18 protein-coding genes are annotated in these 22,322 nt (G+C 69.2%); 11 read left to right on the top strand and 7 right to left on the bottom strand.

What is annotated here, in order from left to right:
* Position 1 precedes the first annotated feature (1 nt).
* From xdhA to XAN126_RS0115470, 3 genes are all read left to right on the top strand, one after another.
* Positions 2–1,417: a xanthine dehydrogenase small subunit gene (xdhA, locus tag XAN126_RS0115480; RefSeq protein WP_024279498.1), complete on the top strand. Its 1,416-nt coding sequence runs from the start codon at positions 2–4 to the stop codon at positions 1,415–1,417.
* Positions 1,414–3,708, top strand: a complete 2,295-nt coding sequence (gene xdhB / locus XAN126_RS0115475) for a xanthine dehydrogenase molybdopterin binding subunit (RefSeq protein WP_024279497.1) — start codon at positions 1,414–1,416, stop codon at positions 3,706–3,708. Before xdhA ends, xdhB begins: the two co-directional genes overlap by 4 nt.
* 206 nt (positions 3,709–3,914) lie before the next feature.
* The gene (locus tag XAN126_RS0115470; RefSeq protein ID WP_024279496.1) at positions 3,915–4,466 is read left to right on the top strand and encodes an invasion-associated locus B family protein; all 552 of its coding nucleotides are present in this window, start codon (positions 3,915–3,917) and stop codon (positions 4,464–4,466) included.
* 91 nt (positions 4,467–4,557) lie between these two features.
* Here XAN126_RS0115470 and XAN126_RS0115465 read toward each other — a convergent pair whose 3' ends face one another.
* The 6 genes from XAN126_RS0115465 to XAN126_RS26410 form a co-directional block, all read right to left on the bottom strand.
* Positions 4,558–6,474, bottom strand: a complete 1,917-nt coding sequence (locus XAN126_RS0115465; RefSeq protein ID WP_024279495.1) for an AsmA-like C-terminal region-containing protein — start codon at positions 6,472–6,474, stop codon at positions 4,558–4,560.
* Positions 6,475–6,611: 137 nt separating this feature from the next.
* Positions 6,612–8,333: an iron ABC transporter permease gene (locus XAN126_RS0115460; protein WP_024279494.1), complete on the bottom strand. Its 1,722-nt coding sequence runs from the start codon at positions 8,331–8,333 to the stop codon at positions 6,612–6,614.
* Positions 8,334–8,339: 6 nt separating this feature from the next.
* Positions 8,340–9,365 (bottom strand): extracellular solute-binding protein, encoded by a 1,026-nt coding sequence (locus tag XAN126_RS0115455; RefSeq protein WP_024279493.1) that lies wholly within the window; start codon positions 9,363–9,365, stop codon positions 8,340–8,342.
* A 245-nt stretch (positions 9,366–9,610) separates the two neighbouring features.
* Positions 9,611–10,093: a bacterioferritin gene (bfr, locus tag XAN126_RS0115450; protein WP_024279492.1), complete on the bottom strand. Its 483-nt coding sequence runs from the start codon at positions 10,091–10,093 to the stop codon at positions 9,611–9,613.
* Positions 10,094–10,220: 127 nt separating this feature from the next.
* A complete protein-coding gene (locus XAN126_RS27825; RefSeq protein ID WP_081762651.1) occupies positions 10,221–10,454 on the bottom strand; it encodes a (2Fe-2S)-binding protein in 234 nt (77 codons plus the stop codon).
* 199 nt (positions 10,455–10,653) lie between these two features.
* Positions 10,654–13,056 carry a PAS domain-containing protein gene (locus XAN126_RS26410; protein ID WP_024279491.1) on the bottom strand — a complete coding sequence of 801 codons (2,403 nt, stop codon included), beginning with the start codon at positions 13,054–13,056 and terminating at the stop codon, positions 10,654–10,656.
* A 203-nt stretch (positions 13,057–13,259) separates the two neighbouring features.
* Between XAN126_RS26410 and XAN126_RS27225 the strand changes: the two genes are divergently transcribed.
* From XAN126_RS27225 to XAN126_RS0115405, 8 genes are all read left to right on the top strand, one after another.
* Positions 13,260–13,802, top strand: coding sequence for a phasin family protein (locus tag XAN126_RS27225; RefSeq protein ID WP_024279490.1), 543 nt, complete (start codon positions 13,260–13,262; stop codon positions 13,800–13,802).
* Positions 13,803–14,044: 242 nt separating this feature from the next.
* A complete protein-coding gene (locus XAN126_RS0115435) occupies positions 14,045–14,515 on the top strand; it encodes a phasin (protein ID WP_024279489.1) in 471 nt (156 codons plus the stop codon).
* Between the two features lie 100 nt (positions 14,516–14,615).
* On the top strand, positions 14,616–15,638 hold the full coding sequence (gene waaF, locus XAN126_RS0115430; protein ID WP_024279488.1) for a lipopolysaccharide heptosyltransferase II: 1,023 nt from the start codon (positions 14,616–14,618) through the stop codon (positions 15,636–15,638).
* The gene (waaC, locus tag XAN126_RS0115425) at positions 15,635–16,645 is read left to right on the top strand and encodes a lipopolysaccharide heptosyltransferase I (protein WP_024279487.1); all 1,011 of its coding nucleotides are present in this window, start codon (positions 15,635–15,637) and stop codon (positions 16,643–16,645) included. The genes waaF and waaC overlap by 4 nt, the downstream gene beginning before the upstream one ends.
* Positions 16,646–16,732: 87 nt before the next feature.
* The gene (gene rfaD / locus XAN126_RS0115420; RefSeq protein ID WP_024279486.1) at positions 16,733–17,746 is read left to right on the top strand and encodes an ADP-glyceromanno-heptose 6-epimerase; all 1,014 of its coding nucleotides are present in this window, start codon (positions 16,733–16,735) and stop codon (positions 17,744–17,746) included.
* 839 nt (positions 17,747–18,585) lie between these two features.
* Positions 18,586–19,137, top strand: coding sequence for a bifunctional adenosylcobinamide kinase/adenosylcobinamide-phosphate guanylyltransferase (gene cobU, locus XAN126_RS0115415; RefSeq protein WP_024279485.1), 552 nt, complete (start codon positions 18,586–18,588; stop codon positions 19,135–19,137).
* Between the two features lie 59 nt (positions 19,138–19,196).
* Positions 19,197–19,766: a cob(I)yrinic acid a,c-diamide adenosyltransferase gene (cobO, locus tag XAN126_RS0115410; protein ID WP_051460891.1), complete on the top strand. Its 570-nt coding sequence runs from the start codon at positions 19,197–19,199 to the stop codon at positions 19,764–19,766.
* Positions 19,766–21,220, top strand: a complete 1,455-nt coding sequence (locus XAN126_RS0115405) for a cobyric acid synthase (RefSeq protein ID WP_029877247.1) — start codon at positions 19,766–19,768, stop codon at positions 21,218–21,220. Before cobO ends, XAN126_RS0115405 begins: the two co-directional genes overlap by 1 nt.
* Positions 21,221–21,224: 4 nt before the next feature.
* Here the strand turns inward: XAN126_RS0115405 and cbiB are convergent, their stop codons facing one another.
* Entirely contained in the window at positions 21,225–22,190 is a 966-nt protein-coding gene (gene cbiB, locus XAN126_RS0115400; protein WP_024279482.1) for an adenosylcobinamide-phosphate synthase CbiB, read from the bottom strand.
* Positions 22,191–22,322 lie beyond the last annotated feature (132 nt).

Genomic DNA, 22,322 nt, shown 5'->3' with positions numbered 1-22,322 from the left:
CGTGGCCATCGCCTTTGTCCTGAACGGCGAGCGGATCGAGGTGGCGGATGCCGCCCCCTCCATGACGGTGCTGGACTTCCTGCGCACCCGCCTCCGCCTTACCGGCACCAAGGAAGGCTGCGCGGAAGGCGATTGCGGCGCCTGCACAATCGCCATTGGGCGGCAGAACAACGGGGCGGCGCGCTGGCAGGTCGCCAATTCCTGTATCCTGCTTCTGTCCCAGATCGACGGCGCCGAGGTGAAGACGGTGGAGGGGCTCGCCGGGCCGTCCGGCCTCCATCCCGTCCAGACCGTGCTGGCCGAAAGCGACGGCACCCAATGCGGCTTCTGCACGCCGGGCATCGTCATGTCGCTTTATGCGATGAGCGAGAGCCGCACGGCTGATGCTCCCATCAACGAGTCTGACATCCACGAGGTGCTGGCCGGCAATCTCTGCCGCTGCACCGGCTATCGCCCCATCGTGGATGCCGCCCGCGCGCTCTGCGCCGCTCCGCCGCCGGCGGAGCCTGCGCGCGTCCCGCCGGTGGCCGGCACGCGCATCGCGGCACAGGGGGAACTGCATCTCGTGCCGCAGACACTTTCGGAACTGGTGGCGCTGCGCAGCGCCTATCCGGACGCGGTTCTGATCGCCGGTGCCACCGACCTCGGCCTGATCCCCGCAAAGAAGCGGCAGGGCTTCCCCCTCGCCATCTCCACCCGCCGCGTGGCGGAGCTGAAGCGGATCGGATGGGAGGGCGACGTGCTCGTCCTCGGCGCCGCCGTCACCTATGCGGACGGGCTGGCGACGGTGGAGGCGGCCTTTCCCGCCTTCGGCGCCCTCATCCGCCGCATCGGATCGCGGCAGATCCGGACCATGGGCACCTTCGGCGGCAATCTCGGCACCGCCTCGCCCGTGGGCGACACGCTGCCGGTGCTGCTGGCGCTGGATGCGGAGGTGGAGCTTGCCGGGCTCTCCGGCGTGCGACGCATGGCGGTCGCGGATTTCCTCACCGGCTATCGCCAGACCGCGCTGGCGCCGGACGAGGTGATCGCCGCGCTGCGCCTGCCGCGCCTCGCGGAGGGCGAAGCACTCTTCGCCTGGAAGCTATCGCGCCGCTTCGATCAGGACATCTCCACCTTGCTCGGCGCCTTTCGTGTGCGGGTGGACGGCGGACGGATCACGGCTCTCGCAGCGGCCTTCGGTGGCATGGCGGAGCGGGCCAAGCGCGCGCCGGCTCTGGAAGCCTTCCTCACCGGCGCACCATGGGGCGATGCGCCGCCCGCAGGCATCGAAGCTGCGCTGACCGCTGACTTCGCGCCCCTCTCCGACCATCGCGCCAGCGCCGCCTATCGCCAGGCGGCCGCCGCCAATCTGGTGCGCCGCCTCCACCTCGCCACCACGCGCCCCGGCGTGCCGCTGGAGCTGGAGGCGCTATGACCCGCGCCGTCCATGTCCCCGCCCGTCACGAGAGCGCCAACGCCCATGTGAGCGGCCGCGCCGTCTATCTCGACGACATGCCGGAGCCCCCCGGCCTGCTCCACGCGACCTTGGTGCTCAGCCCCCATGCCCACGCGCGCATCGTCTCCATCGACCTGTCCGCAGCCCGTGCTCTGCCGGGCGTTGTGGCGGTGGCGGCGGGCGACATTCCCGGCGTCAACGACATCGCCCCCATCCGCAGCAACGAGCCGCTATTGGCCGAGGGCGAGGCGGACTATGTGGGCCATCCCGTCGCCGCCGTGGCCGCGCCGACCCTCGATGCCGCCCGCGCTGCCGCGGCGTTGGTGCGGGTGGAATATGAGGCGCTGCCCGCGCTGCTCGATCTCGATGCAGCCTATGAGGCCGGCGCCCGCGTCACGCCGGACCAGCAGGTGGGGCGGGGCGATGTGGCGGCCGCGCTGGCCGGCGCGCCCTTGCGCCTCTCCGGCCAGGTGCGCTGCGGCGGGCAGGATCATTTCTATCTGGAAGGGCAGATCGCCATCGCCATTCCCGGCGAGGACCGGGACATGCAGGTCTATTCCTCCACCCAGCATCCCACCGAGGCGCAGCACGGCGTCGCCCATGTGCTGGGCCTGCCGTTCGCGGCCGTGACGGTGGAAGTGCGGCGCATGGGCGGCGCCTTTGGCGGCAAGGAGAGCCAGGCGACCATCGTCGCCGCCATCGCGGCCCTGCTCGCCCATCACGCCGGCAAGCCGGTAAAGCTGCGCCTGCCGCGCGAGGTGGACATGGAAGCCACCGGCAAGCGCCATCCCTTCCGGGTGCGCTGGGAGGCAGGTTTCGATCCGGAGGGCCGCATTGCCGGGCTTGGCATGGAATTCGCCGCCGATTGCGGCAACGTGGCGGACCTCTCGCCCGCCGTGGTCTCCCGCGCGCTCTGCCACGTGGACAATTGCTATTTCATCCCGGCGACGCGCTTTCGCGGCGTGCTGGTGAAGACCAACACCGTCTCCAACACCGCCTTCCGCGGCTTCGGCGCGCCACAGGGCATGCTCGCCATCGAGGCGGTGATGGACGAGATCGCCCGCCACCTCGGCAAGTCCATCGAGGCCGTGCGGGCCGCCAACCATTATGGCGATGCCCCGCGCAACATCACGCCCTACGGGCAGGAGGTGGAGGACAGCCTGATCGTCGAGGCCATGGCCCTTCTCGATGCCAAGGCGAACCTTGCCGCATGGCGCGCCGAAATCGACGCGTTCAATGCCGCGAGCCCGGTGATCCGCAAGGGCCTCGCCACCATGCCCATCAAGTTCGGCGTCTCCTTCAACCTGACGACGCTGAACCAAGCGGGGGCGCTGGTGCATGTCTACACGGACGGCTCGGTCCATTTAAACCACGGCGGCACGGAGATGGGGCAGGGGCTGTTCGTGAAGGTGGCGCAGGTGGTGGCGGACGCCTTCGGCATTCCGCTCGACCATGTGCGCGTCTCCGCCACCAGCACCGCCAAGGTGCCCAACACCTCTCCCACGGCGGCCTCCTCGGGCTCCGACCTCAACGGCATGGCGGCGCTGATCGCGGCGAAGGAGATCAGGGGCCGCATGGCGGGCGTGGTGGCGGCGCATTTCGATGCGCCGGTGGAGGAGGTGGTGTTCGCCGAAGGCCGCGTGAGCGTGGGCAATCGCAGCCTCTCCTTCGGCGAAGCGGCGCACATGGCGTGGCAGCAGCGCGTGCCGCTCTCGGCGACCGGATTCTACAAGACGCCGAAGATCCATTTCGACATGGTGAAGTCGGAAGGGCGGCCCTTCTATTATTACACCTACGGCGCCGCTGCGGCCGAGGTGGCGGTGGATACGCTCTCCGGCGCGGTGCGGGTGCTGCGGGCGGAAATCGTCGGGGATTGCGGGCGCTCGCTGAACCCGGCCATCGACATCGGCCAGATCGAGGGCGCCTTCGTGCAGGGCATGGGCTGGCTCACCTGCGAGGAACTGAAGTGGGACGCCTGCGGCCGCCTCGCCACGCGCGGCCCCTCCACCTACAAGATCCCCGGTTCGCGCGACGTGCCGCCCGTGCTCAAGGTCCATCTCCTCGACAAGCCCAATGCGGAAGAGACGGTGCTGCGCTCCAAGGCGGTGGGCGAGCCGCCGCTGATGCTCGCCATTTCGGTGTGGCTGGCCATCCGCGACGCGATCGCCGGCCTGCCGGGCGCGGGTCCCGTGAAGCTCGACGCTCCGGCGACACCAGAGCGTGTTCTGGCCGCGGTGGCCGTTCGGCGCGAGGACAGGGCGCGGGGGTGAACGCCCAGACGTCGGGGCGTGCGGTATCCTGTAATTCGATACCATTGTCGCGCCGGACGGTCCTTGCGGGACGGTGCTTTGGGCGCCGCCTTCCCCAGTGTCAGGGGGTGTCCCGCCGCGATTTGCGTTGCCTCGCGGGGCCGGTGTCGGTATGTCCCGGCGAGGCACCGCTGCGGGGCGCGGGTGCGATTGAGAGGATGTAAAAGATGGCGCTTACCGGTCTCATCCCTTCCCTCCGTCTCTCGCTCCTGTCTGCTGTCTTCGCCGCATCGGCCTTCGCCCTTCCCGCCGCCGCCCAGACGGCCGCCGCGCCTGCTGCCGCTCCTGCCGATCCCACCGAGACCCGCTCGGTGCACGACGACTGGACCGTGCGTTGCAAGGGCAAGGACGACAAACGCGGCTGCGAGGCGGTGCAGACGCTGCAGACCCCTGACCTCGCGCACATCCTCGCCCATGTCGCGGTGCGGGCCGAGAAGAGTGGGCCGGTGCGCCTCATCGTCCTCACCCCGCCCGGCGTGTGGCTGCCGTCCAACGTGGCGCTGAAGGTGGCGGGCGTGGCGGACGTGGTGCTCACCTTCAAGCGCTGCGGCCAGCATTGCGTCGCCTCCGCCGAGCTGACGCAGGATCAGCTGACGGCGCTCAAGGCCAGCTCCGGCAAGGGTGAGATCGTGTTCGAGGACGGTTCGCGCCGCCCGGTCATCCTGCCGCTCTCGTTCAAGGGCCTCGGCGCCGCCATGCAGGCCAGCCTCAAGGGCTGATTTCTCTGCCGCAGGCAAACAGGATTGAAGGCCGGTGCCAACGCGCCGGCCTTTTTCGTTTCCGCTTGCGTTCTGTCTGGTGCGAGCGCCGTCAGTTCGCCGGAGGCTGCTGCGGGTTCGCCGCTGCGCCGCCATCCATCGCCCGCTCGGCGGCGGGGGCGGCGGAACGGGCCTTCACCGCCTCCAGCAGCGGCAGCGCCGCGCCGGAGCGCTCGATGAGGCTGAGCGGGTCGGCCATGATACTCGGCTCGTCCCAGGGGCCGCGGACGCTGAACGGCAGGTCGATGGCGCCGGTCTTCGCGCCCTTGGTCGCCGGCAGCGCGGCGTGGCCAGCGAGGTCCAGCGCGCGCTGGGCGATAGAGAGCGAGCCGGTCATGTCGATCTGCGCGCGCGGCCCGCGCATGACCAGCTCCTCCACCGTGCCCACACCGTCGCTGATGGCGATGCGGCCGTTGAGTTCGGTGAAAGCAGTGCGTCCGCCACGCCAGTCGCTGGCCGCGGAGAGGGGCCGCCGCTCGATGCGCTGCAGCAGCTGCGCCACGTCGAAGCCGTTGAGATAGCCGTTGGCCGCGCTCAGCGCGGCGCTGCCCTGAAGGTTCGCGGCGATGTCCTGGATGCTGCGCCCGGCCCCCGTCACGTCGAGCTGAAGTGTCCCGGTGCCGTCGATGCGGCGAAAGCCGCCGATGTCGTCGAGGGCGCGGGCGAGTTCCACATCGTTTGCTTCCGCCTCAAGCTGCAGCTCAGCGCCCGCCGAGCGGCGGGCCTGGGGGGCGGTCGCGTCGGATGCAGTAGGGGCGAGGGTCAGGGAAGCGCGCAGCACGCCGCCCCAGCCATGGGCTTCGCCGATGGCGAGCACGAGCCGGCCAGCGGTCAGAACGGCACTGGCGGCGACGGTGGAGAGCGCGGTGTCGCCCACGTCCACCCGGGCCGCTGAAAGCCGCAGGTCGAGGTCGCAGGCGCCGAGGGCGGAGAGATCGACCGCCCCCCGGTCCCAGCCCTGCCGCTCGCCGCCCGTCAGGCGCATGGCGCCGTAGGGAGCGAACGTGATGTGATCGGCGGCGAACGTGCCCTGGATGAGCGGGCGCGGGCCGGAGACCTTGACCAGAAGGCCGCCGTCGCCTCGGTTGCCATCGAGATCGACACTCGCCTCGGTCAGGGCCACCTCGCCCTTCTCCAGCTTCAGGCGGGAGGCGAGGGAGAAGGACCCGAAGCCGCTGCGCGTGGGCGCTTCCATGCCGGCCCAGTCGAACAGGTCACGCAGCGAATCGGCGTCCGCCGTCACCGCGCCGTCCATGGTGGGCGCCTTGCCGAGGGCGGCGCGGCCGTGGAAGCGGGCCTTGGCGCCGTCCGTCGCCACGGTCACGCGCATGGGCGCCGGTGTGCCGGCCATGAAGGCGGTGATGTCGTCGATGAACAGCGTCGCGTTCACCGGCTGCTCGCGCCAGTCGAACTGGACGGCGACGGCGATGCCGGCGCGGTCGAGCACCCGGTCGAGGCTCGCCGTGATGCCGCTGACGAGTTCACGGGTCAGGCCGCTGCTGGAGCGCCAGGCGATGGTGCCGTCGATGATGCGCAGCTCCGGCCGGTCGGTGGCGGCGAGCACCGGCGCGATCCCGAGGGCGGGCGCCATGCCTTCGCCGGTGAGGACGAGGGTCGGATGCTCGACGATCACGTCGTTCACCGCCACCCGTCCGGCGACAAGCTGGAGCAGATCGAGCCGCGTGACCACGTTCTCGGCATCGAGCGACTGGCCTGCGGGGAGCGGGAAGCTGACCTTGCCGAGCACCACGCGCGGCGAGGGGAAGAGGCGAATCGCCGGCTCGCCAAGAATCTCCACCTTCTGGCCGGTCGAACCGGCGAGCGCCTGCGCCGCCACCCGGCGCAGCTCGGCAGCCGGTACCAGCAGGGGCAGCACCGCCATGGCGACGAGCAGCAGCGCGGCACCCGCGCCCAGCACGGATGCAGCGATGAGCCCGGCCCGGCGGGTGTTCTGGCCGACACGCAGCATGAAGATACAGAGGTCTCCGAGGGAGCAGGCGGGGCGATGCGCGCGACGCCTGAGGCCACGTTGGATCGTGGCCGCACCTTTAGCGGGCTCTGTGTCGCTTTGATGGCTGGGGGCTTCGGGGTGGGTCGGCGCGCCGGTCAGTCGCGTGCCGAGGCGCTGCCGCGCGTGCCGTCCGCTGAAGCGCCTAGGGCGGACGAGGACATGCGGGCCAGCAGCATCACCGGCCCCAGCCCGACGAGCAGAATCACCAGCGCCGCCAGCGCTCCATCCTCATAGGTGCCGCGCGCCGCCTCCCCATAGACGTGGGTGGCCAGTGTCTCGAACCCGAGTGGACGCAGCAGCAGGGTGGCCGGCAGCTCCTTCATGGCATCCACGAACACCAGAAGGGCGGCGGTGGCGAGCGCCGGCCGCAGCAGCGGCAGCAACACCCGGCGCACGGTGCGCGGCTGCGACGAGCCGAGGCTGCGGGCGGCCATGTCGAGATGCGGGGAAAGCTTGGCGAATCCCGCCTCGATGCCGCCGACGGGGATGGCGAGGAAGCGGATGGCGAGTGCCGCCACCAGCGCGGCCCCCGACCCCGACAGCAGGAGGCCGGTGGAGATGCCGAAGGCCTGCTTCATCGCGGCATCCAGCAAGTTGTCGAAGCCGGCGAGGGGGCTGAGCAGGCCGACGGCGAGCACGGTGCCCGGCACCGCATAGCCGAGGCTCGCCACCCGCGCGAAGCCGGAAGCGAGCGGCGCGCGCGTCAGCCGCTGCCCCAGCGCCACCACGAGGCCGAGGCCGAGGGCGAGGGTCACCGTGCCGGCGGCGAGGGCGGCGGTGGTGGCGGCCTCTCCGAGGATCCGGGTGGGAAAGCCGGTCTCCGCCATCCGCCGCGCTGCCGAGATGGAGAGATGCAGCAACGGCACGAGGAAGCCGAGCATGACCGGCAGGGCGCAGAAAGCGGTGGCGGCGAGGCCCTGGACCCCGGTCAGCCGCAGCGGCGCCTGCGGACGGGCCGAGCCGGTGGCGACGAATCGGCGGGCACGCCGCGCCCACCGCTCCAGCAGGATCAGCCCCAGCACGAGGGCCAGCATGACGAGTGCGATCTGCGCCGCACCGGGCAGGTTCGAGCGGTTCACCCAGGTGGAATAGATGGAGACGGTGAGGGTGCGCACACCGAGGAATTCGGAGGCGCCGATGTCGCCCAGCACTTCCAGCAGCACCAGCGTCAGGCCCGCCACAATGGCCGGGCGGGCCAGCGGCAGGCCGATGCGCAGGAAGGCGCGCCAGCGGCTGGCGCCCAGCGTGCGCGCCACCTCCAGCGCGGCCGCCGATTGCAGCACGAAGCTCGCCCGCGCCGAGAGGTAGACGTAAGGGTAGAGCACCGCCGAGAGCACGAGGATGCAGCCGCCGGTGGAGCGCACATCCGGCAGGCGCAGGCCGCGCGGGCTGGCGATGCCGAGCATCGCGCGCAGCGCCTCCTGCACCGGCCCGAGGGGGTGCAGCACGTCGAGATAGGAGAAGGCGACGATATAGCCCGGCACGGCCAGCGGCAACAGCAGCGCCCATTCCAGCACCGAGCGGCCGGGGAAGGTGCAGGTGGCCACCAGCCAGGCGCACGGCACGGCCACCACCAGCGTGACCACGCCGACGCCGAGCACCAGCAGCCCGGTCTCGGCCAGCGCGTCGGGCAGCACGGTGGCGATGAGGTGGGGCCACATATCGCCGGACCCGCGCGCGGCGATGCCGGCGAGGGCGATGAGCGGCAGCAGAACGAAAAGAGCCACCAATCCCGACGCCATGAGGAGCGGGGAGAGGTGGCGGGGGAGGCGGAGCCGCGTCGCGCGCGGCTCGCCGGTCAATGCGGTCTCAGCCATCGGCCGTCAGTTGTCGAAGCCGACCTTGTCGATGAGCTCGCTGGCGCGCTTGCGGTTCTTGGCGATGTCCACCAGCGGGATGGGATCAACCTTGAGCGGCCCCAGCGCGCCGATGATGGGATCGACCTCGGCCGAGGCGATCACCGGATACTCCAGGTTCTGCTTGGCGTAGATCGCCTGCATCTCCGGGGAGACGGCGAATTCCAGCAGCTTCACGGCGGCGTCCTTGTGGGGCGCGTTCTTGGCCACGGCTGCGCCGGAGACGTTCACATGGGTGCCGCCGCCCTGGAAGGTGGGGAGCAGCACGTTGATGCCGTCGCCCCACTTCTTCTGGTCGGCACCGCCCTTGCCCGAGCGCATCAGGCCCACATAGTAGGAATTACCCACCGCCAGATCGCAGATGCCGCCGAGGATGTCGCGGGCGCCCTCGCGGTCGCCGCCAGCGGGCTTGCGGGCAAGGTTGGCCTTCAGGCCGCGCAGCCAAGCCTCGGTCTTCTCCTCACCGTGATGGACGATGTAGGCCGCCACCAGCCCCACATTGTAGGGGTGCTGGCCAGAGCGGATGCAGACCTTGCCCTTCCACTTGGGGTCGGCAAGATCCTCATAGGTGATGGCGGAGAGCTTCACCTCCTCCTTCGCCGCATAGACGAGGCGGGCGCGCAGGGAGAGGGCGTACCAGTTGCCAGCCGGATCGCGCAGGTTGGCGGGAATGGCGGAGAGGGCGGGGGAGGTCACCGGCTGGGTGACGCCAGCGTCCACCACGTCGAGCAAATTGCCCACGTCCACGGTCATCAGCACGTCGGCGGGGGAACTGGCGCCCTCCGCCTTCACCCGCTCGGCAAGGCCGTCCTTGATGAAGACGCTCTTCACCTCGATGCCCGTCGCCTTGGTGAAGGCCTCGAACAGGGGGGCTGCAAGGCCGGGCTCGCGGGTGGTGTAGACGTTGACGACCTGCTGCGCGCTGGCGCCCTGCGCCGCGACAAGCAGTGCGCCACCGGCGAGAAGGCTGCGCAAGAGATGAAAGCGACCCATTGAAATCCCCACACGCGGGCTCTGAGCGAGCACGACAAGACGATGGAGAATTGGCTAGCCCGGCGCATTACGAAGGGTCAATGAAGAAGGACGTGAGCCCGGAAACATTGGAAATCATCTAATTCCGAAACGCTTTGCGCGCAGTGGAGCCAGTTTATACTTTCTCCAGATTATCGGGCCTCACAAAGCAAAAAGCCCGGCGTGAGAGCCGGGCTTTGCGTTGATATCGGACGGGTGGAGGAGGATCAGTCCTCGTCGAGCTCGCCGATATGGTGCTGGGCGTACAGCTGCAGGCCGAGCTTGGACACGAGGTCGAGCTGGGTCTCAAGGAAGTCGATGTGGCCTTCCTCGTCCGCCATCAGCTCCTCGAAGAGGTCGCGGCTCGGATAGTCCTTCACCGTTTGGCAGTAGGCGGCCGCTTCCTGGTAGAGGGCGCGGGCATCGAGCTCGGCGGCGAGATCGCAGTCGAGGATTTCCTTCACGTCCTGGCCGATTCGCAGGGGATCGAGCACCTGCATGTTCGGGAAGCCGTCGAGGAACAGGATGCGGTCGGTGAACTTGTCCGCGTGCACCATCTCCTCGATGGACTCGGCGCGCCACTTCTTAGCCAGCGCCTTGTAGCCCCAATTGTCGAGCATCCGGTAATGGAGCCAGTACTGATTGATGGCGGTCAGCTCAGAGCGCAGGCCCCGATTGAGGTATTCAATAACCTTCGGATCGCCCTTCATTCTCAGCTCCTGATGCCATAAGGACAGTTAGTTTGGATTAAGCGTTAGACTAATTCTAATGTGGTGGCAAGGTACCCGACCACAACGCCGGTTGTTCGCCGGGCGTTCGGGCACCCTTCTAGGAAGCTTATTCGGCGGCGACCATTCCGGTAAGTCCCGCAACGGGACATTCGTCCGCGCAGGCACCGCAATCGTGCGCCTGCACCTGATCCATCAGCGTGCGGATGGTCCGGGCGCAGCGTCCGCATTGGGGCGAGCAGCCGAGGCAGCGATAAACTTCGCTGGGGGAGCGCAATGGGGTTCCCGCAAGCGCATCAAGCACCTGCCGGTCTGAAAAGACGTTGCATGAACAAACGATCATGGCACGGCCCGAAGCTAACTTGGAAGGCTTCTAAAAACTTGTTTCTATTGCATTTTTCGCAGAGGACGGCCGGACCCGTCAACTCCGTACATATGCGACATGGTGGGTCGAGGGCCGTTCAGACAGGCTTTTGCCAGCACAATGGAGTAGTTCCATTGTGCGGATACCACCCGATTGGTGGTTGAACACCTTCGCAGGCTCAGGCTGGCAAGGTGAGCCGCGCGATCATGCCGCGACGCCGGCCCAGGTCTTCACCGGCCTGAGACATTCCGACCGGATCGATCTCGAGTGACCCGCCCAGCGCCCGCGCAGCTTCCGCCATGCGGGTCAGACGCAGTGGGCGACCGTCCGCAGCGAAGCGGTCGTCCCGCGAGAGGCCGGACAGCGGATCGAGGGCCGCCGCAGCCGCCGTTGCGTCAAGGCCCGCGCCGGCATCACTCAGCTGCACCTTGGCGCGCGGTCCTCCATCACCTTCGTCCTCGGCGAAGACCGAGACGGCCACCGCGCCGCCGGCTGGCGTGGCCGCCACGGCCTCTTCCACCAGCATTGCCACGAGTTCCGCGAGCGGGGCTTCGGCGGCCAGGGCCGTGACCCCTCCGGCGTCGTCGAGGCGCAGCGCCAGCCGCCGCCGCCGGGCGGCCGGAAGAAGCGTGGCCACGGCGGCGCGCACCGCCGCCGACACGTCGCAGGTGACGGCTTCCGCCGTCTGAGCCGGCTGCGAGAGGGCGTTGAGGTCGTCGAGGGTGGCGTTGAGGGACTTGAGAGCGTCCCGCAGGGGATCGCTCAGGGCCTCGGCGGGCGCTTCGCGCAGGATCGCCATGGGGCCTTCGAGCCCGGCACGCAGTCGGCCGGCGAGGCGCGGCAGGAGGTTCACCGCCGGTTCCGGTTCGGGCACCGCAACGGGCACCGCCAACGGCGCCGGCTCGGGCTGCTGCGGCAGCGGACCGATGACGACGCACAGGATCTGGTCCTCGGCTCCGGCGCGGGTCACGGCCGCCAGCCCCGGCAGCATCTCGCCCTCGCGATTGCGCAGAGCGAGCGCGACCTGCGCGGAGGCCCCGTGGTCCCGCACGCGGTCGAGGGTGGCCACGGCGTCGGCGCGGTCGGTCGGGGCGACGGCGATGGTGAAGGGCTCGCCGGCAAGGTCATGGGCTGGAAAGCCCAGCCGCTCGGCCGCCGCGAAATTGGCGAGGCGGATGGTGCCGTCCATCTCCAGCAGGAAGACCGGCCAGGGCACCATGTCGAGCGCCGCGCGGCGGGCGCTCGCGCGGGCCTCGCGGTCGTCGTCGGTGGTGTCGAGGGCGCGGATGACGTGAATCAGCGCCGGCCGGCCGAGGAACGGCGCGGCGACGAGGCGCACTTCCACGGGCAGGCGGGCTCCGTCGGGCGTCAGCACATGGAGGGCACCGGATTCGCGGGAGAGAACCCGCTCAAGCCCGCCGGCCTGCGCCAGCGCGTCCAGTCCGCTCCAGCCGGTCAGGGCGAGAAAGGCCCGGTTGGCGTGCACCAGCTCGCCCTCCTGCTGTACCAGCAGGCTCACCGGGAGCTTGTCCAGCAATTCCGCCTCGTCGCCGGAGGCGGGCGAGGGCTCGGGCTCGGCGTATGCGGCGTCCATTTGGTCGGGCGGATGGGTGTCCGGCGGAATTCTCGGCCAGTCCTCGATGGCCGCGGCGAGGGTCCGGGCGATCTCGCGGAAGGCGGAGCTTTCCTGCGGCGACAGGCTGCCTTGCCGGAGCGGTACCACGTTGCGGCCGAAGGCGACCTGGGGCTGAGGAGCCGGTGCGCTTGCCTGCGGCGCTTTCGGCGGCTGGGGAAGAGGCGTCTCCGCCGCCGAAACGATGCCGAAGCCGCGCACGCCCTTGAGCCGGCGCTCCGCATCGAACAGCGGCGCGCCGCCGAGGCTGAGATCGAGCGGGGATTCGACGCCCACCGGCGGCACCGTCGCCGTGCGCTCGGTGAAGCTTTCGCCCGAAGCCATGGCGTCGATGAGCGCATCGGCGTCGGTCAGGTGTCCGTCACGCTCAAGATCCGCGAAGCTCGCGCCGAGGAAGATGCCGGAGCGGCTGCCGAGCGCCGCTGCGAACAGGGGGGACAGTGCGCGCAGGCGTCCCTCCGCATCACTCTCCCAAGTCACGCGCAGCGGCTGGGCCAGAAGCGGGCGCAGCGCCGCCGGCACGGCCGGGGCCGCCACGGAGGGCGCCGGTGAGGGTGCGGCGGGCGCGAATGCGGCCGGGTCCGCGAACAGGAGCGCGGGGCCGGAGGGCAAAGCGAGGGCGGCAAAGCGCAGGGTGCGGGGCGAGAGGTCGCCCGGCAGGCGCAGCCGCGCCACGCCGAAGCCGGCGGCGGTGCGCCGGGCGAGGCGGGTGGCCGCCGTCATCACCGGCTCGGATGCCGGTTCACCGGGCGCGATCGCGAGCCGGGCGGCCGCCGACGTCGCCGCCAGCATGCGCCCGGTGCCGAGATCGAGAAGGAAGGAGACGAATTCCTGCCGCGCGAGGGGCGCCAGCACCGCCTCCGCGCCTGGAAGAGCGGACGCGATGGCCTCCACGCTCTCCCCGGAGAGGAGAGACGGGTCGTCCGGGCTGCCGTGGTGCTGCGTCATCGTTTGCAGGATCGCACCTTGCGGAGGAGGAGGGAACAAAGGCGGGATCACCCCGCCGGCTCATATTCTCACTGCCATTGATTAACGTCAGTGCAACTTCGCCGCGCGCCTGCCATTCATATTGGCGAAGCGGCACTACCGTAGATTAAGATCGGTCGCTGTGCGGTGGCTTGCGCCGCCCGACACCCGGAGGAGAGACGGCCATGACGACGAAGTTCGGTCCGGAGCTGGAGCTGCCCCCTGAAATGCGTGCCATTGCCGAGAAGAATGTGGCGCAGGCTCGCCAGGCGTTCGAGACGCTGTTCCAGAATGCGCGTGAAACGGTCGGCGAGAGCGAAGGCCATATCGAGGAGGTTCGCTCCAACATCAAGGACTTCCGCCAGAAGGCCATCGGGCTGATGGAAGCCAATGTCGAGGCGAGCTTCGACTTCCTGCACAAGCTGGTCGCGGCCAAGAGCCCGCAGGAGATGATGAGCCTGCAGGCCGAGTTCCTCACCAACCAGCTGAAGACCGTTTCCGAGCAGGCGAAGGCCTTCGGCGACGACGCCAAGGCCCTCGGCGAGAACGCCGTGCGCACCATGGACGAGCACGCTCGCACCCTCGCCGAGCGGCTGAAGGCCCTCGCCGCGTCCGCCGCCCAGAGCGCCCAGGCTGTCGCCCAGGACCTGAAGACGGTGGGCGAGACCGCGGTGCGCGAAGCCCAGGCGGCCGCGGCCAAGGCCACCGATCCCAACCAGAAGGGCTGACGGGATTACTCTACCGGTCCGCGCGTACCCCCGGTGCGCGCGAAAGCTTGACTTGTGCAGCGCAGAATTTCATTTTGCGCTGCACGTTTACTGCTGTATAACCCTATCGTCGGGGTAAACACAGCTCACCTAGAATGTCCGGAATGCAAGCGTTGCACGGCGCTGCGCCTCGCGTTTCATTCTGGTGGCACTGCAGCAATGCACCTCGGCACGGATCGCCATGCCCCGTTTCCGAGGATGACATGAACGACACCTTCATCAAGGCTTATCAGGATCAGATCGAGGCGGCGAAAAAGGCGTTCTCGACTCATGCCGTTCCGGCCGTCGAAGTGCCGCCGGCGGTGCGCGAAATCGCCGAAAAGGGTCTCGCCGCCTACCGCGAGAACTACGGCAAGCTGAAGTCCGCCGCCGAGCAGGTGAATTCCGCCCTCGAGGAAAGCGCCACCACTGCCTCCAAGGGCGTGGCCCAGTATAATGCCAAGGTGCTTGAGGCGGTTCAATCGAACGTGAACTCGGCTTTTGACTATTTCAATTCGCTCCTGACGGCCAAGACGCTCGCCGAGGCGGTGGAACTCTCCACCGGCCACGTCCGCAAGCAGTTCGAGACGCTGACCGGCCAGGCCAAGGATCTGTCCGCCCTCGCGCAGAAGGTCGCCGCGGACTCGTCCGAGCCGATCAAGTCGTCGGTCGAGAAGATCCGTCCGACCGCCTGAGCTTTTGCTCCCTCAACGACCGCCGCGTCCGGGCCAGCGTGCTTGACGCGGCGGGTCCGCCTTGTCATGACGCGGGGCGTTCCACCCCGCGAGTTATCGCATGCGTGCCCTTGGTTCAGTCTCGCCGCTCCTGCTGATCGGCCCCTCGTGGGTCGGTGACATGGTTATGGCGGCGAGCCTTGTGGACGTGCTGCGCCTGCGCGAGCCCGGCCGGCCCATCGATGTGCTGGCGCCGCCCGCCTCCCTTCCCGTCGCCCGCATGATCCCAGGCGTTCGCCGCACCATCCTGCTGGGGCTGGGCCATGGCGAACTCGGCCTGCTCGCCCGCTGGAAGGCGGGACGCGCCTTGCGCGGCGAAGGCTACGGCAAGGCCATCATCCTGCCGCGGGCGTTCAAGGCTGCCATCGTTCCGCTCGCCGCCGAGATTCCCGAGCGTGTCGGCTATCGCGCCGAGCTGCGCAGCGCCCTTTTGACCGACGCGCGCCCCGACCCGGATCGCAAGACCGCCCGCACGCTGGACCGCTTCGTCGCCCTCGGCCTGCCGCCGGGCTCCATCGCCCGCGCGCCGCGCCCGCGCCTGATGCTGCCCGACGGTGCCGTGGATGTTGCCGCCGCCAAGTATCCCCTCGCCGGCGACGGGCCGGTGATGGTGCTCTGCCCCGGTGCCGAGTACGGCCCTGCCAAACGCTGGCCGGCGGCGAAGTTCGCGGCGCTTGCCGCACTTGCGGTGAAGGACGGCTATCGCATCCGCATCCTCGGCTCGCCCAAGGATGCCGAAGCCGCGCGTGCCATCGAGGAGACGGCCGGCGTGCCGGTGGACAATCTCGTCGGTCGCACCACCCTCATCGAGGCCGCCGCCATCCTCGCGGGGGCGGACGTGGTGATTTCCAACGATTCCGGCTTGATGCACATCGCCGGCGCCTTCGACCGCAGGCTGGTGGTGATCTACGGCGCGTCGTCCGAGAAGATGACGCCCCCGGCCTCGCCCTTCGCCCGGGTGGTCTCCCGCGACCTGCCGTGCCGGCCCTGCCACAAGCGGGAATGCCCGCTCAAGACGCTGGCGTGCCTTGAAGGCATCGCCGCCGAGGACGTGCTGGCCGCGGCCGAGCAAATGCGCCGATGAAGCTGCTGCTGGTGAAGCTGTCGTCGCTGGGGGATGTGGTCCACACCTTCCCCGCGCTGACGGACGCCGCCGCCCGCGTGCCCGGGCTGACGGTGGACTGGGCGGTGGAGGAGGCCTTCGCGCCGGTCGCCCGGCTCCATCCCGCCGTCCGCCGCACCATCACCGTTCCGCTCCGCCGCCTGTCGCGCCGGCCGCTCGGTGCGCTTTCGGGTGGAGAGGCAATGCGGGTGAGGGCGGCGCTGGTGGGCGAGTCTTACGATCTCGTCATCGACGGCCAGGGGCTGATGAAGAGCGCCGCCGTGGCCGCGCTCGCCCGTGGCCCGCGCCACGGCTTCGACCGGGCGAGCGCGCGCGAAGGGCTGGCGAGCCTGCTCTATGGCACGCGCCATCATGTGCCCGAGGTGGAGCACATGGCGGTGCGTCTTCGGAAGCTGTTCGCGGCCGCGCTCGGCTATCGCCTTGAAGATCTGCCTGCCGACACGGGCCTGCGGCCGGCTCCCGGCGGCGTGCCCTATCTCGTCTTCCTTCACGGCACCACGTGGCCGACCAAGACCTGGACCCTCGACGGCTGGCGCGCCTTGGCGGCGCTGGCGAGGGCGGCGGGGGTGGAGGTGCGCCTGTTCGCCCACGGCGCCGAAGAACGGACCCGCGCCGAGGCCATCGCTGCCGGACAGGGCAATGTGCGCCTGCTGCCGCCCCAGGGGCTGGAGGGGCTCGCCCCTGAGATCGCCGGAGCGGCGGGCGTGGTGACTGTCGACACCGGCCTCGGCCATCTTGCCGCGGCCTACGGGGTGCCGACCGTCGGTCTCTATGGACCCACCAACCCGGTGCTCACCGGCCTGTTCGGCCCGTGCGTCACGGAACTGAAGGCGCGGCGCGATTGCGCGCCCTGCGAGAAGGCCCGCTGCCGCATCGCGCCCGAGACCATCGAGGGGCCGCCCTGCCTTTCCGACATCTCCGCCGCCGAGGTCTGGCAGGCGCTTGCCAGGCTGGGCACGGCAGCCTGATACAGGCGCTTCGGCCATGGTCGAGATGGACAAGCTATCGGCGGGGTGGCACACCCAGCGTCCGATGGACTGGATGGGATGCCCGCTATGACCCGATCGGTGGCGTTGAGTCGTGACCTTCTGCTCGTCACCGGCGGCGCTGGCTTCATCGGCTCCAACATCGCCCGCGCGGCGGCGGAGGACGGCTATCGCGTGGTCGTGGCCGACTGGCTGGAAGACGGCCCCAAATGGCGCAACATTTCCGACATCCCGCTCCATGACGTGATCCGTCCCGAGACGATCAACGACTTCGTGGAGAAGGAAGGCGGGCGGCTGGCTGCGGTGGTGCACATGGGCGCCATTTCCGCCACCACCGAGCGCGACGCCGACAAGATCGTCGCCCGCAACATCCGCGCGACGCTCGACCTCTGGGACCTGTGCGCGCAGAAGGCGCTGGGCCTGATCTTCGCCTCCTCGGCCGCGACCTATGGCGACGGCACCTCGGGCTTCCGCGATTCCGAGGCGGGGGCCGATCTCGCCGCGCTCGCGCCGCTCAATCCCTATGGCTGGTCCAAGCTGTTCGTGGATCGCCGCATCATGGCGGACATCGCCGAAGGGCGGCCCCGGCCGCCCCAGTTTGCCGGCCTGCGCTTCTTCAACGTCTATGGCCCCGGTGAGGCTCACAAGGGCGACATGCGCTCGGTGGTGCACAAGATCTATCCGAACGCCGAGGCGGGGGAGAGCGTGACGCTCTTCAAGTCCCACGACCCGCGCTATACGGATGGCGGGCAATTGCGCGACTTCGTCTATGTGGGCGACTGCGTGGAAGTGGTGCGCTGGCTGCTGGAGAGCCCGGACGTGTCCGGCATCTTCAATGTGGGCACCGGCGAGGCGCGCTCCTTCGCGGATCTCGCAACAGCCGTGTTCACCGCGCTCGGCAAAGAGCCGAACATCACCTACGTGGACATGCCGGAGAGCCTGCAGAAGGCCTACCAGTATTTCACCCAGGCCGACGTCTCCAAGCTCCGCGCGGCCGGCTTCACCCGGCCGTTTACCTCGCTGGAGGACGGCGTTTCGGCCTATGTGAACCGCCATCTGAAGCCGCGCAACACGGCAGGGTGAGGGGCAGGGCGGCTCAGCCGCTCCGGTGCTGGAACGGGCGCCCGTTTCACAAAAGCTGACACCTGAATATTGGTATAAAGGCACCTCTACGGGCAGGGGCAGCGCCGTTTTGCCCGTAACATCGTGTCGGCCCGCGAATACAAGCGGTCGCGCCCAGCTGTAAGCGCTTGCAGCGTTGCCGGTCAACGCCTCGAGAGTAAGGGCAGGGGCTGGAGCACCATTGCCGAGCCAAAATCAGCAGACATTACGGAAAAACGGAGTGCGGGAGGGGAGGGCACGTCTCTCCCGTCACTGGGCGGGCTGTCGGTCTGTGCAGGAATATTTTCCTTTAATCAAAAAATCATTATTTATCAATATGATAGTTGAATAAATGGATGTATTAATGTAATATGTTAAGAGGTATTATGAAACCATATATTATCAGGTGCGCTCATTAGTCTATTGATTTTTATAATGAAATATGTGCTTACCGTGGCGCCTTCTGCGTTCAGGCGTGCAAGTTAACGTTAAATATTAACGATAAATAACTGATTTATATGAAAAATATCGTTCTCTTAAAGTGACTTCGAGTGCGCCCGACCCGCCAGACGGCGTCGCGAAGCTTTCCCTGCCTCGTCCGTCCGATCGGGATGGGAGCGGCACGGCGGTGGTGTTTGCGGAGGTATCCACGCGCCTGGCATTTACCGTGGCGTCGGTTTGCGGGCGGGGGACCCATGCCTATAGTCGCGGCTGTTTCGCCGGAGGTGGCGGGGAGGAGACGTGATGAGACTGTGCCGGGCCGGCCGTGCAAGCCGCGCCTCACACCGGTGCCTCGGCGTGCCGGCCATGGTGCGCGCCTGATGGCGGGGGCTGCTTCGGCCGGCGATCTCGTTCTCGTCCTCGGCGGCGCCCGCTCCGGCAAGAGCCGGTTCGCGGAAGGCGAGACCGTGCGCCATCCCGGCCCCTGGACCTATGTCGCCACGGCCCAGCTCGGCTATGGCGGCCAGCCTGACCCTGAGATGGAGGCGCGCGTCGCGCAGCATCGCGGCCGAAGGGGCGAGGGGTGGGAGACGGTGGAGGCGCCCTTCGATCTCGCCGCCGCGCTTGGCGCGCTTCCGCCGGATCGGCCGGTGCTGGTGGATTGCCTCACCCTCTGGCTCACCAACCATCTCCTCGCCGACCATGACCTCGACGCCGAGGCGGCGGCGCTGGACGCCGCCCTTGCCGCCCGGCCGGGGCCGACCATCTGCGTCGCCAACGAGGTCGGATTCGGCATCGTCCCCGACAATGCGCTGGCCCGCCGCTTCCGTGACGCCGCCGGCCTCCTCAACCAGCGCCTCGCCGTCCGCGCCCGCAAGGTGGTGCTGGTGGTGGCCGGCCTGCCCCTGACCGTGAAGGAAGTGACGCCGTGAGCGATCCCGTCCCCCCGTCCTCCGTCGATGACACCGCCGCCGCGCGCCATCGCGCCAAGATGGAAAAGCGCAAGGCGGTGCAGGACAAGGAGGTGGCGGAAAAGACCATCGAGAAGGGCCTGCTCGTGGTCCATACCGGCCCCGGCAAGGGCAAGAGCACGGCGGCCTTCGGCCTTGCGTTGCGGATGCTGGGGCGTGGCGGACGGGTCGGCGTGGTCCAGTTCATCAAGGGGGCCTGGCAGACGGGCGAGCAGGACGCCTTTCAGGCCTTCGGTGATCGCGTGAGCTGGCACACCATGGGCGAGGGCTTCACCTGGGAGACGCAGGACCTCGCCCGCGACAAGGCCGCCGCCGCCCGCGCCTTCGGCAAGGCACGCGAGCTGATGGCGGACGAGACCATCTCCCTCCTCATCCTCGACGAGCTGAACATCGCCCTGCGCTACGACTATCTCGATCTCGCCGAGGTGGTGGCCACCCTCGCGGCGCGGCGCCCCGGTCTGCATGTGGTCGTCACCGGACGCAATGCGAAGCCCGAGCTTCTCGCCGCCGCTGATCTCGTGACCGAGATGGGGCTGGTGAAGCACCATTTCGCCGCCGGGGTGAAGGCGCAGGCGGGCATCGAGTTCTGATGGCCCGCGCCCTCATGTTCCAGGGCACCGGCTCGGATGTGGGCAAGTCCCTCATCGTCGCCGGCCTCGCCCGCGCCTTCACGCTCCGGGGCCTCGCCGTGCGGCCGTTCAAGCCGCAGAACATGTCCAACAATGCCGCCGTGACTGCGGACGGCGGGGAGATCGGCCGGGCGCAGGCGCTGCAGGCGCGGGCCGCGCGGGTGCGCGCGAGCGTGCATATGAACCCGGTGCTGCTGAAGCCGCAGGGCGAGACCGGCGCGCAGGTGGTGGTGCAGGGGCAGGTCCACGGCACAGCCAAGGCCGCCGCCTACCAGTCCCTCAAGCCGACGCTCATGCCGGCCGTGCTGGACAGCTTTGCCCGGCTCAAGGGCGAGGCCGACCTCGTGCTGGTGGAAGGGGCGGGCAGCGCCTCCGAGGTCAATCTGCGCGCTGCCGACATCGCCAACATGGGCTTCGCTCGGGCGGCGGACGTGCCGGTGGTGCTCATCGGCGATATCGACCGGGGGGGCGTCATCGCCAGCCTTGCCGGGACAAAAGCGGTGATCGATCCGGCCGATGCGGCCATGATCCGCGGCTTCATCGTGAACCGCTTCCGGGGCGACCCGGCGCTGTTCGCCTCCGGCATGGATCTGATCGCGCACCTCACCGGCTGGGATGCGTTCGGCCTCGTGCCGCACTTTCCCGATGCGGCCCGCCTGCCGGCGGAAGATGCGCTGGCTTTGTCCGCGCCGCCGCCGCCCAAGGCCGGGGCGCGGCTGCGCATCGCCGTGCCGATCCTGCCCCACGTCTCCAATTTCGACGATCTCGACCCGCTCGATGCAGAGCCGGGCGTCGAGGTGCGCCGCATCCGCCCCCATGAGACCCTGCCGCTCGATACCGATCTGGTGCTGCTGATAGGCTCCAAGGCCACCATCGCCGACCTCACGGCACTGAAGACCGGGGGCCTCCACCACGATATCCTCGCCTTCGCCCGGCGCGGCGGGGCAGTCATGGGTCTGTGCGGCGGCTACCAGATGCTGGGGCAGACCATCGCCGATCCCGAGGGCGTGGAGGGGGAGGCCCGGATCGCCCGCGGCCTCGGCCTGCTGAATGTCCATACGGTGCTGACCGGCGAGAAGCGGCTGGAGGAGGTGCGCGGCACCGCCGAGGGCGCACCCTTCCACGGCTACGAGATGCACATGGGCGCAACCCATGGTGCGGATTGCGAGCGGCCGTTCGGTTCTCTCGCCGATGGGCGGCCGGAGGGCGCGCGCTCCGCCTCGGGCCGCGTTGCTGGCACCTATGTGCACGGCCTGTTCGCCTCCGATGCCTTCCGCGCCGCCGTGCTCCGTCGGCTGGGCGGGGCGGGCGGCGGCATCGCCTATGAGGACGGCGTGGAGGCGACGCTGGATGCGCTGGCGGCCCATCTCGCCGCCCATCTCGACCTCGACCGTCTGCTGGCGCTGGCGCGGTGAGCCCTCAAACCAGCAGGGTCACGCCCGCGCCGGCCAGCACCAGCAGGATCATCAGGGCATCCGCGCGGCGGTAGACCTTCAGCGCCATGCGCACATCGTGCGCTGTCGCCTCGCGCCGGCCGTCGCCCATATAGGCGTCCTGCGTGAGCACGCCGGCGTAGACCTTCGGGCCGTTCAGTCGCAGCCCGAGCGCGCCGGCCATGGCCGCCTCCGGCCAGCCGGCGTTGGGGGAGCGGTGGCGCGGGGCATCGCGCAGCATCGCCCGATAGGAATGGCGGGGATGGGCGCCGGGCGTCAGCGCTGTGCTGGCGATGATGAGCATTCCCGCAAGGCGCGAGGCCGGCAGGTTTACGTAATCGTCCGCCCGCGCGGCCGCCCAGCCGAAGGCGGCGTGTCGCTCCGTGAGATGTCCGATCATGCTGTCGGCGGTGTTGAGGGCCTTGTAGGCGGCGCCGCCCGCAAGGCCCGCCACGCTCAGCCAGAGGGTCGGGGCCACTACGCCATCGGAGAAGTTCTCGGCGAGGCTTTCGATGGCGGCGCGGGCGACGCCCGAGGCGTCCAGCGTCTGCGGATCGCGGCCGACGATATGGCCGACGGCTTCGCGCGCGGCATCGAGGCTGCCGGTCTCCAGTGCGTCGGCAACCCGCGCCACATGCCAGTGCAGGGAGCGCTGCGCGATGAGGCTGGACCCTGCCAGCCCAAGGATGAGCAGCCCGAAGGGGAGGGGACGCAGAGCCACCTCCAGCGCCAGGGCCGGCAGGGCGGCCGCGGCGAGCACCAGCGCTACCGTCACGACACCCATCAGGCGCCGCCGGCCGGGGGCGAATCCCGGGCGGTTGAGCCGGTGATCCAGTGCAAGGATGAGGCGGCCGATCCAGATCACGGGATGGCCGATCCGCCGCACGAGTCCGGCCGGATACCCCAGCAGGGCCTCGAAAAGGACCGCCAGTGCCGCAAGCTCGAACGTCATTCTCTCCCCCGCTACCGCACTGCGGTAAATTATTGCACGGCTTCACGTCTGTGTGTCTTGTTGTTGTTGCGCTGCAACTAAAAGATCGCCAGAATCGAACTTGTGCGTTATATTAGGGGCTTGCCAGTGGTT

The organism is Xanthobacter sp. 126 (assembly GCF_000526175.1).
GTDB lineage: Bacteria > Pseudomonadota > Alphaproteobacteria > Rhizobiales > Xanthobacteraceae > Xanthobacter > Xanthobacter aminoxidans.
Note: the sequence above shows the minus strand (reverse complement) of the source record. Positions and strands in the feature narration are given on the sequence as shown.

Coding starts and splice junctions, on each gene's coding strand:
- xdhB (WP_024279497.1), top strand. CDS start 1,414: ATGACCCGCGCCGTCCATGTCCCCGCCCGTCACGAGAGCGCCAACGCC.
- XAN126_RS0115470 (WP_024279496.1), top strand. CDS start 3,915: ATGGCGCTTACCGGTCTCATCCCTTCCCTCCGTCTCTCGCTCCTGTCT.
- XAN126_RS0115465 (WP_024279495.1), bottom strand. CDS start 6,474: ATGCTGCGTGTCGGCCAGAACACCCGCCGGGCCGGGCTCATCGCTGCA.
- XAN126_RS0115460 (WP_024279494.1), bottom strand. CDS start 8,333: ATGGCTGAGACCGCATTGACCGGCGAGCCGCGCGCGACGCGGCTCCGC.
- XAN126_RS0115455 (WP_024279493.1), bottom strand. CDS start 9,365: ATGGGTCGCTTTCATCTCTTGCGCAGCCTTCTCGCCGGTGGCGCACTG.
- bfr (WP_024279492.1), bottom strand. CDS start 10,093: ATGAAGGGCGATCCGAAGGTTATTGAATACCTCAATCGGGGCCTGCGC.
- XAN126_RS27825 (WP_081762651.1), bottom strand. CDS start 10,454: ATGATCGTTTGTTCATGCAACGTCTTTTCAGACCGGCAGGTGCTTGAT.
- XAN126_RS26410 (WP_024279491.1), bottom strand. CDS start 13,056: ATGACGCAGCACCACGGCAGCCCGGACGACCCGTCTCTCCTCTCCGGG.
- XAN126_RS27225 (WP_024279490.1), top strand. CDS start 13,260: ATGACGACGAAGTTCGGTCCGGAGCTGGAGCTGCCCCCTGAAATGCGT.
- XAN126_RS0115435 (WP_024279489.1), top strand. CDS start 14,045: ATGAACGACACCTTCATCAAGGCTTATCAGGATCAGATCGAGGCGGCG.
- waaF (WP_024279488.1), top strand. CDS start 14,616: ATGCGTGCCCTTGGTTCAGTCTCGCCGCTCCTGCTGATCGGCCCCTCG.
- waaC (WP_024279487.1), top strand. CDS start 15,635: ATGAAGCTGCTGCTGGTGAAGCTGTCGTCGCTGGGGGATGTGGTCCAC.
- rfaD (WP_024279486.1), top strand. CDS start 16,733: ATGACCCGATCGGTGGCGTTGAGTCGTGACCTTCTGCTCGTCACCGGC.
- cobU (WP_024279485.1), top strand. CDS start 18,586: ATGGCGGGGGCTGCTTCGGCCGGCGATCTCGTTCTCGTCCTCGGCGGC.
- cobO (WP_051460891.1), top strand. CDS start 19,197: ATGGAAAAGCGCAAGGCGGTGCAGGACAAGGAGGTGGCGGAAAAGACC.
- XAN126_RS0115405 (WP_029877247.1), top strand. CDS start 19,766: ATGGCCCGCGCCCTCATGTTCCAGGGCACCGGCTCGGATGTGGGCAAG.
- cbiB (WP_024279482.1), bottom strand. CDS start 22,190: ATGACGTTCGAGCTTGCGGCACTGGCGGTCCTTTTCGAGGCCCTGCTG.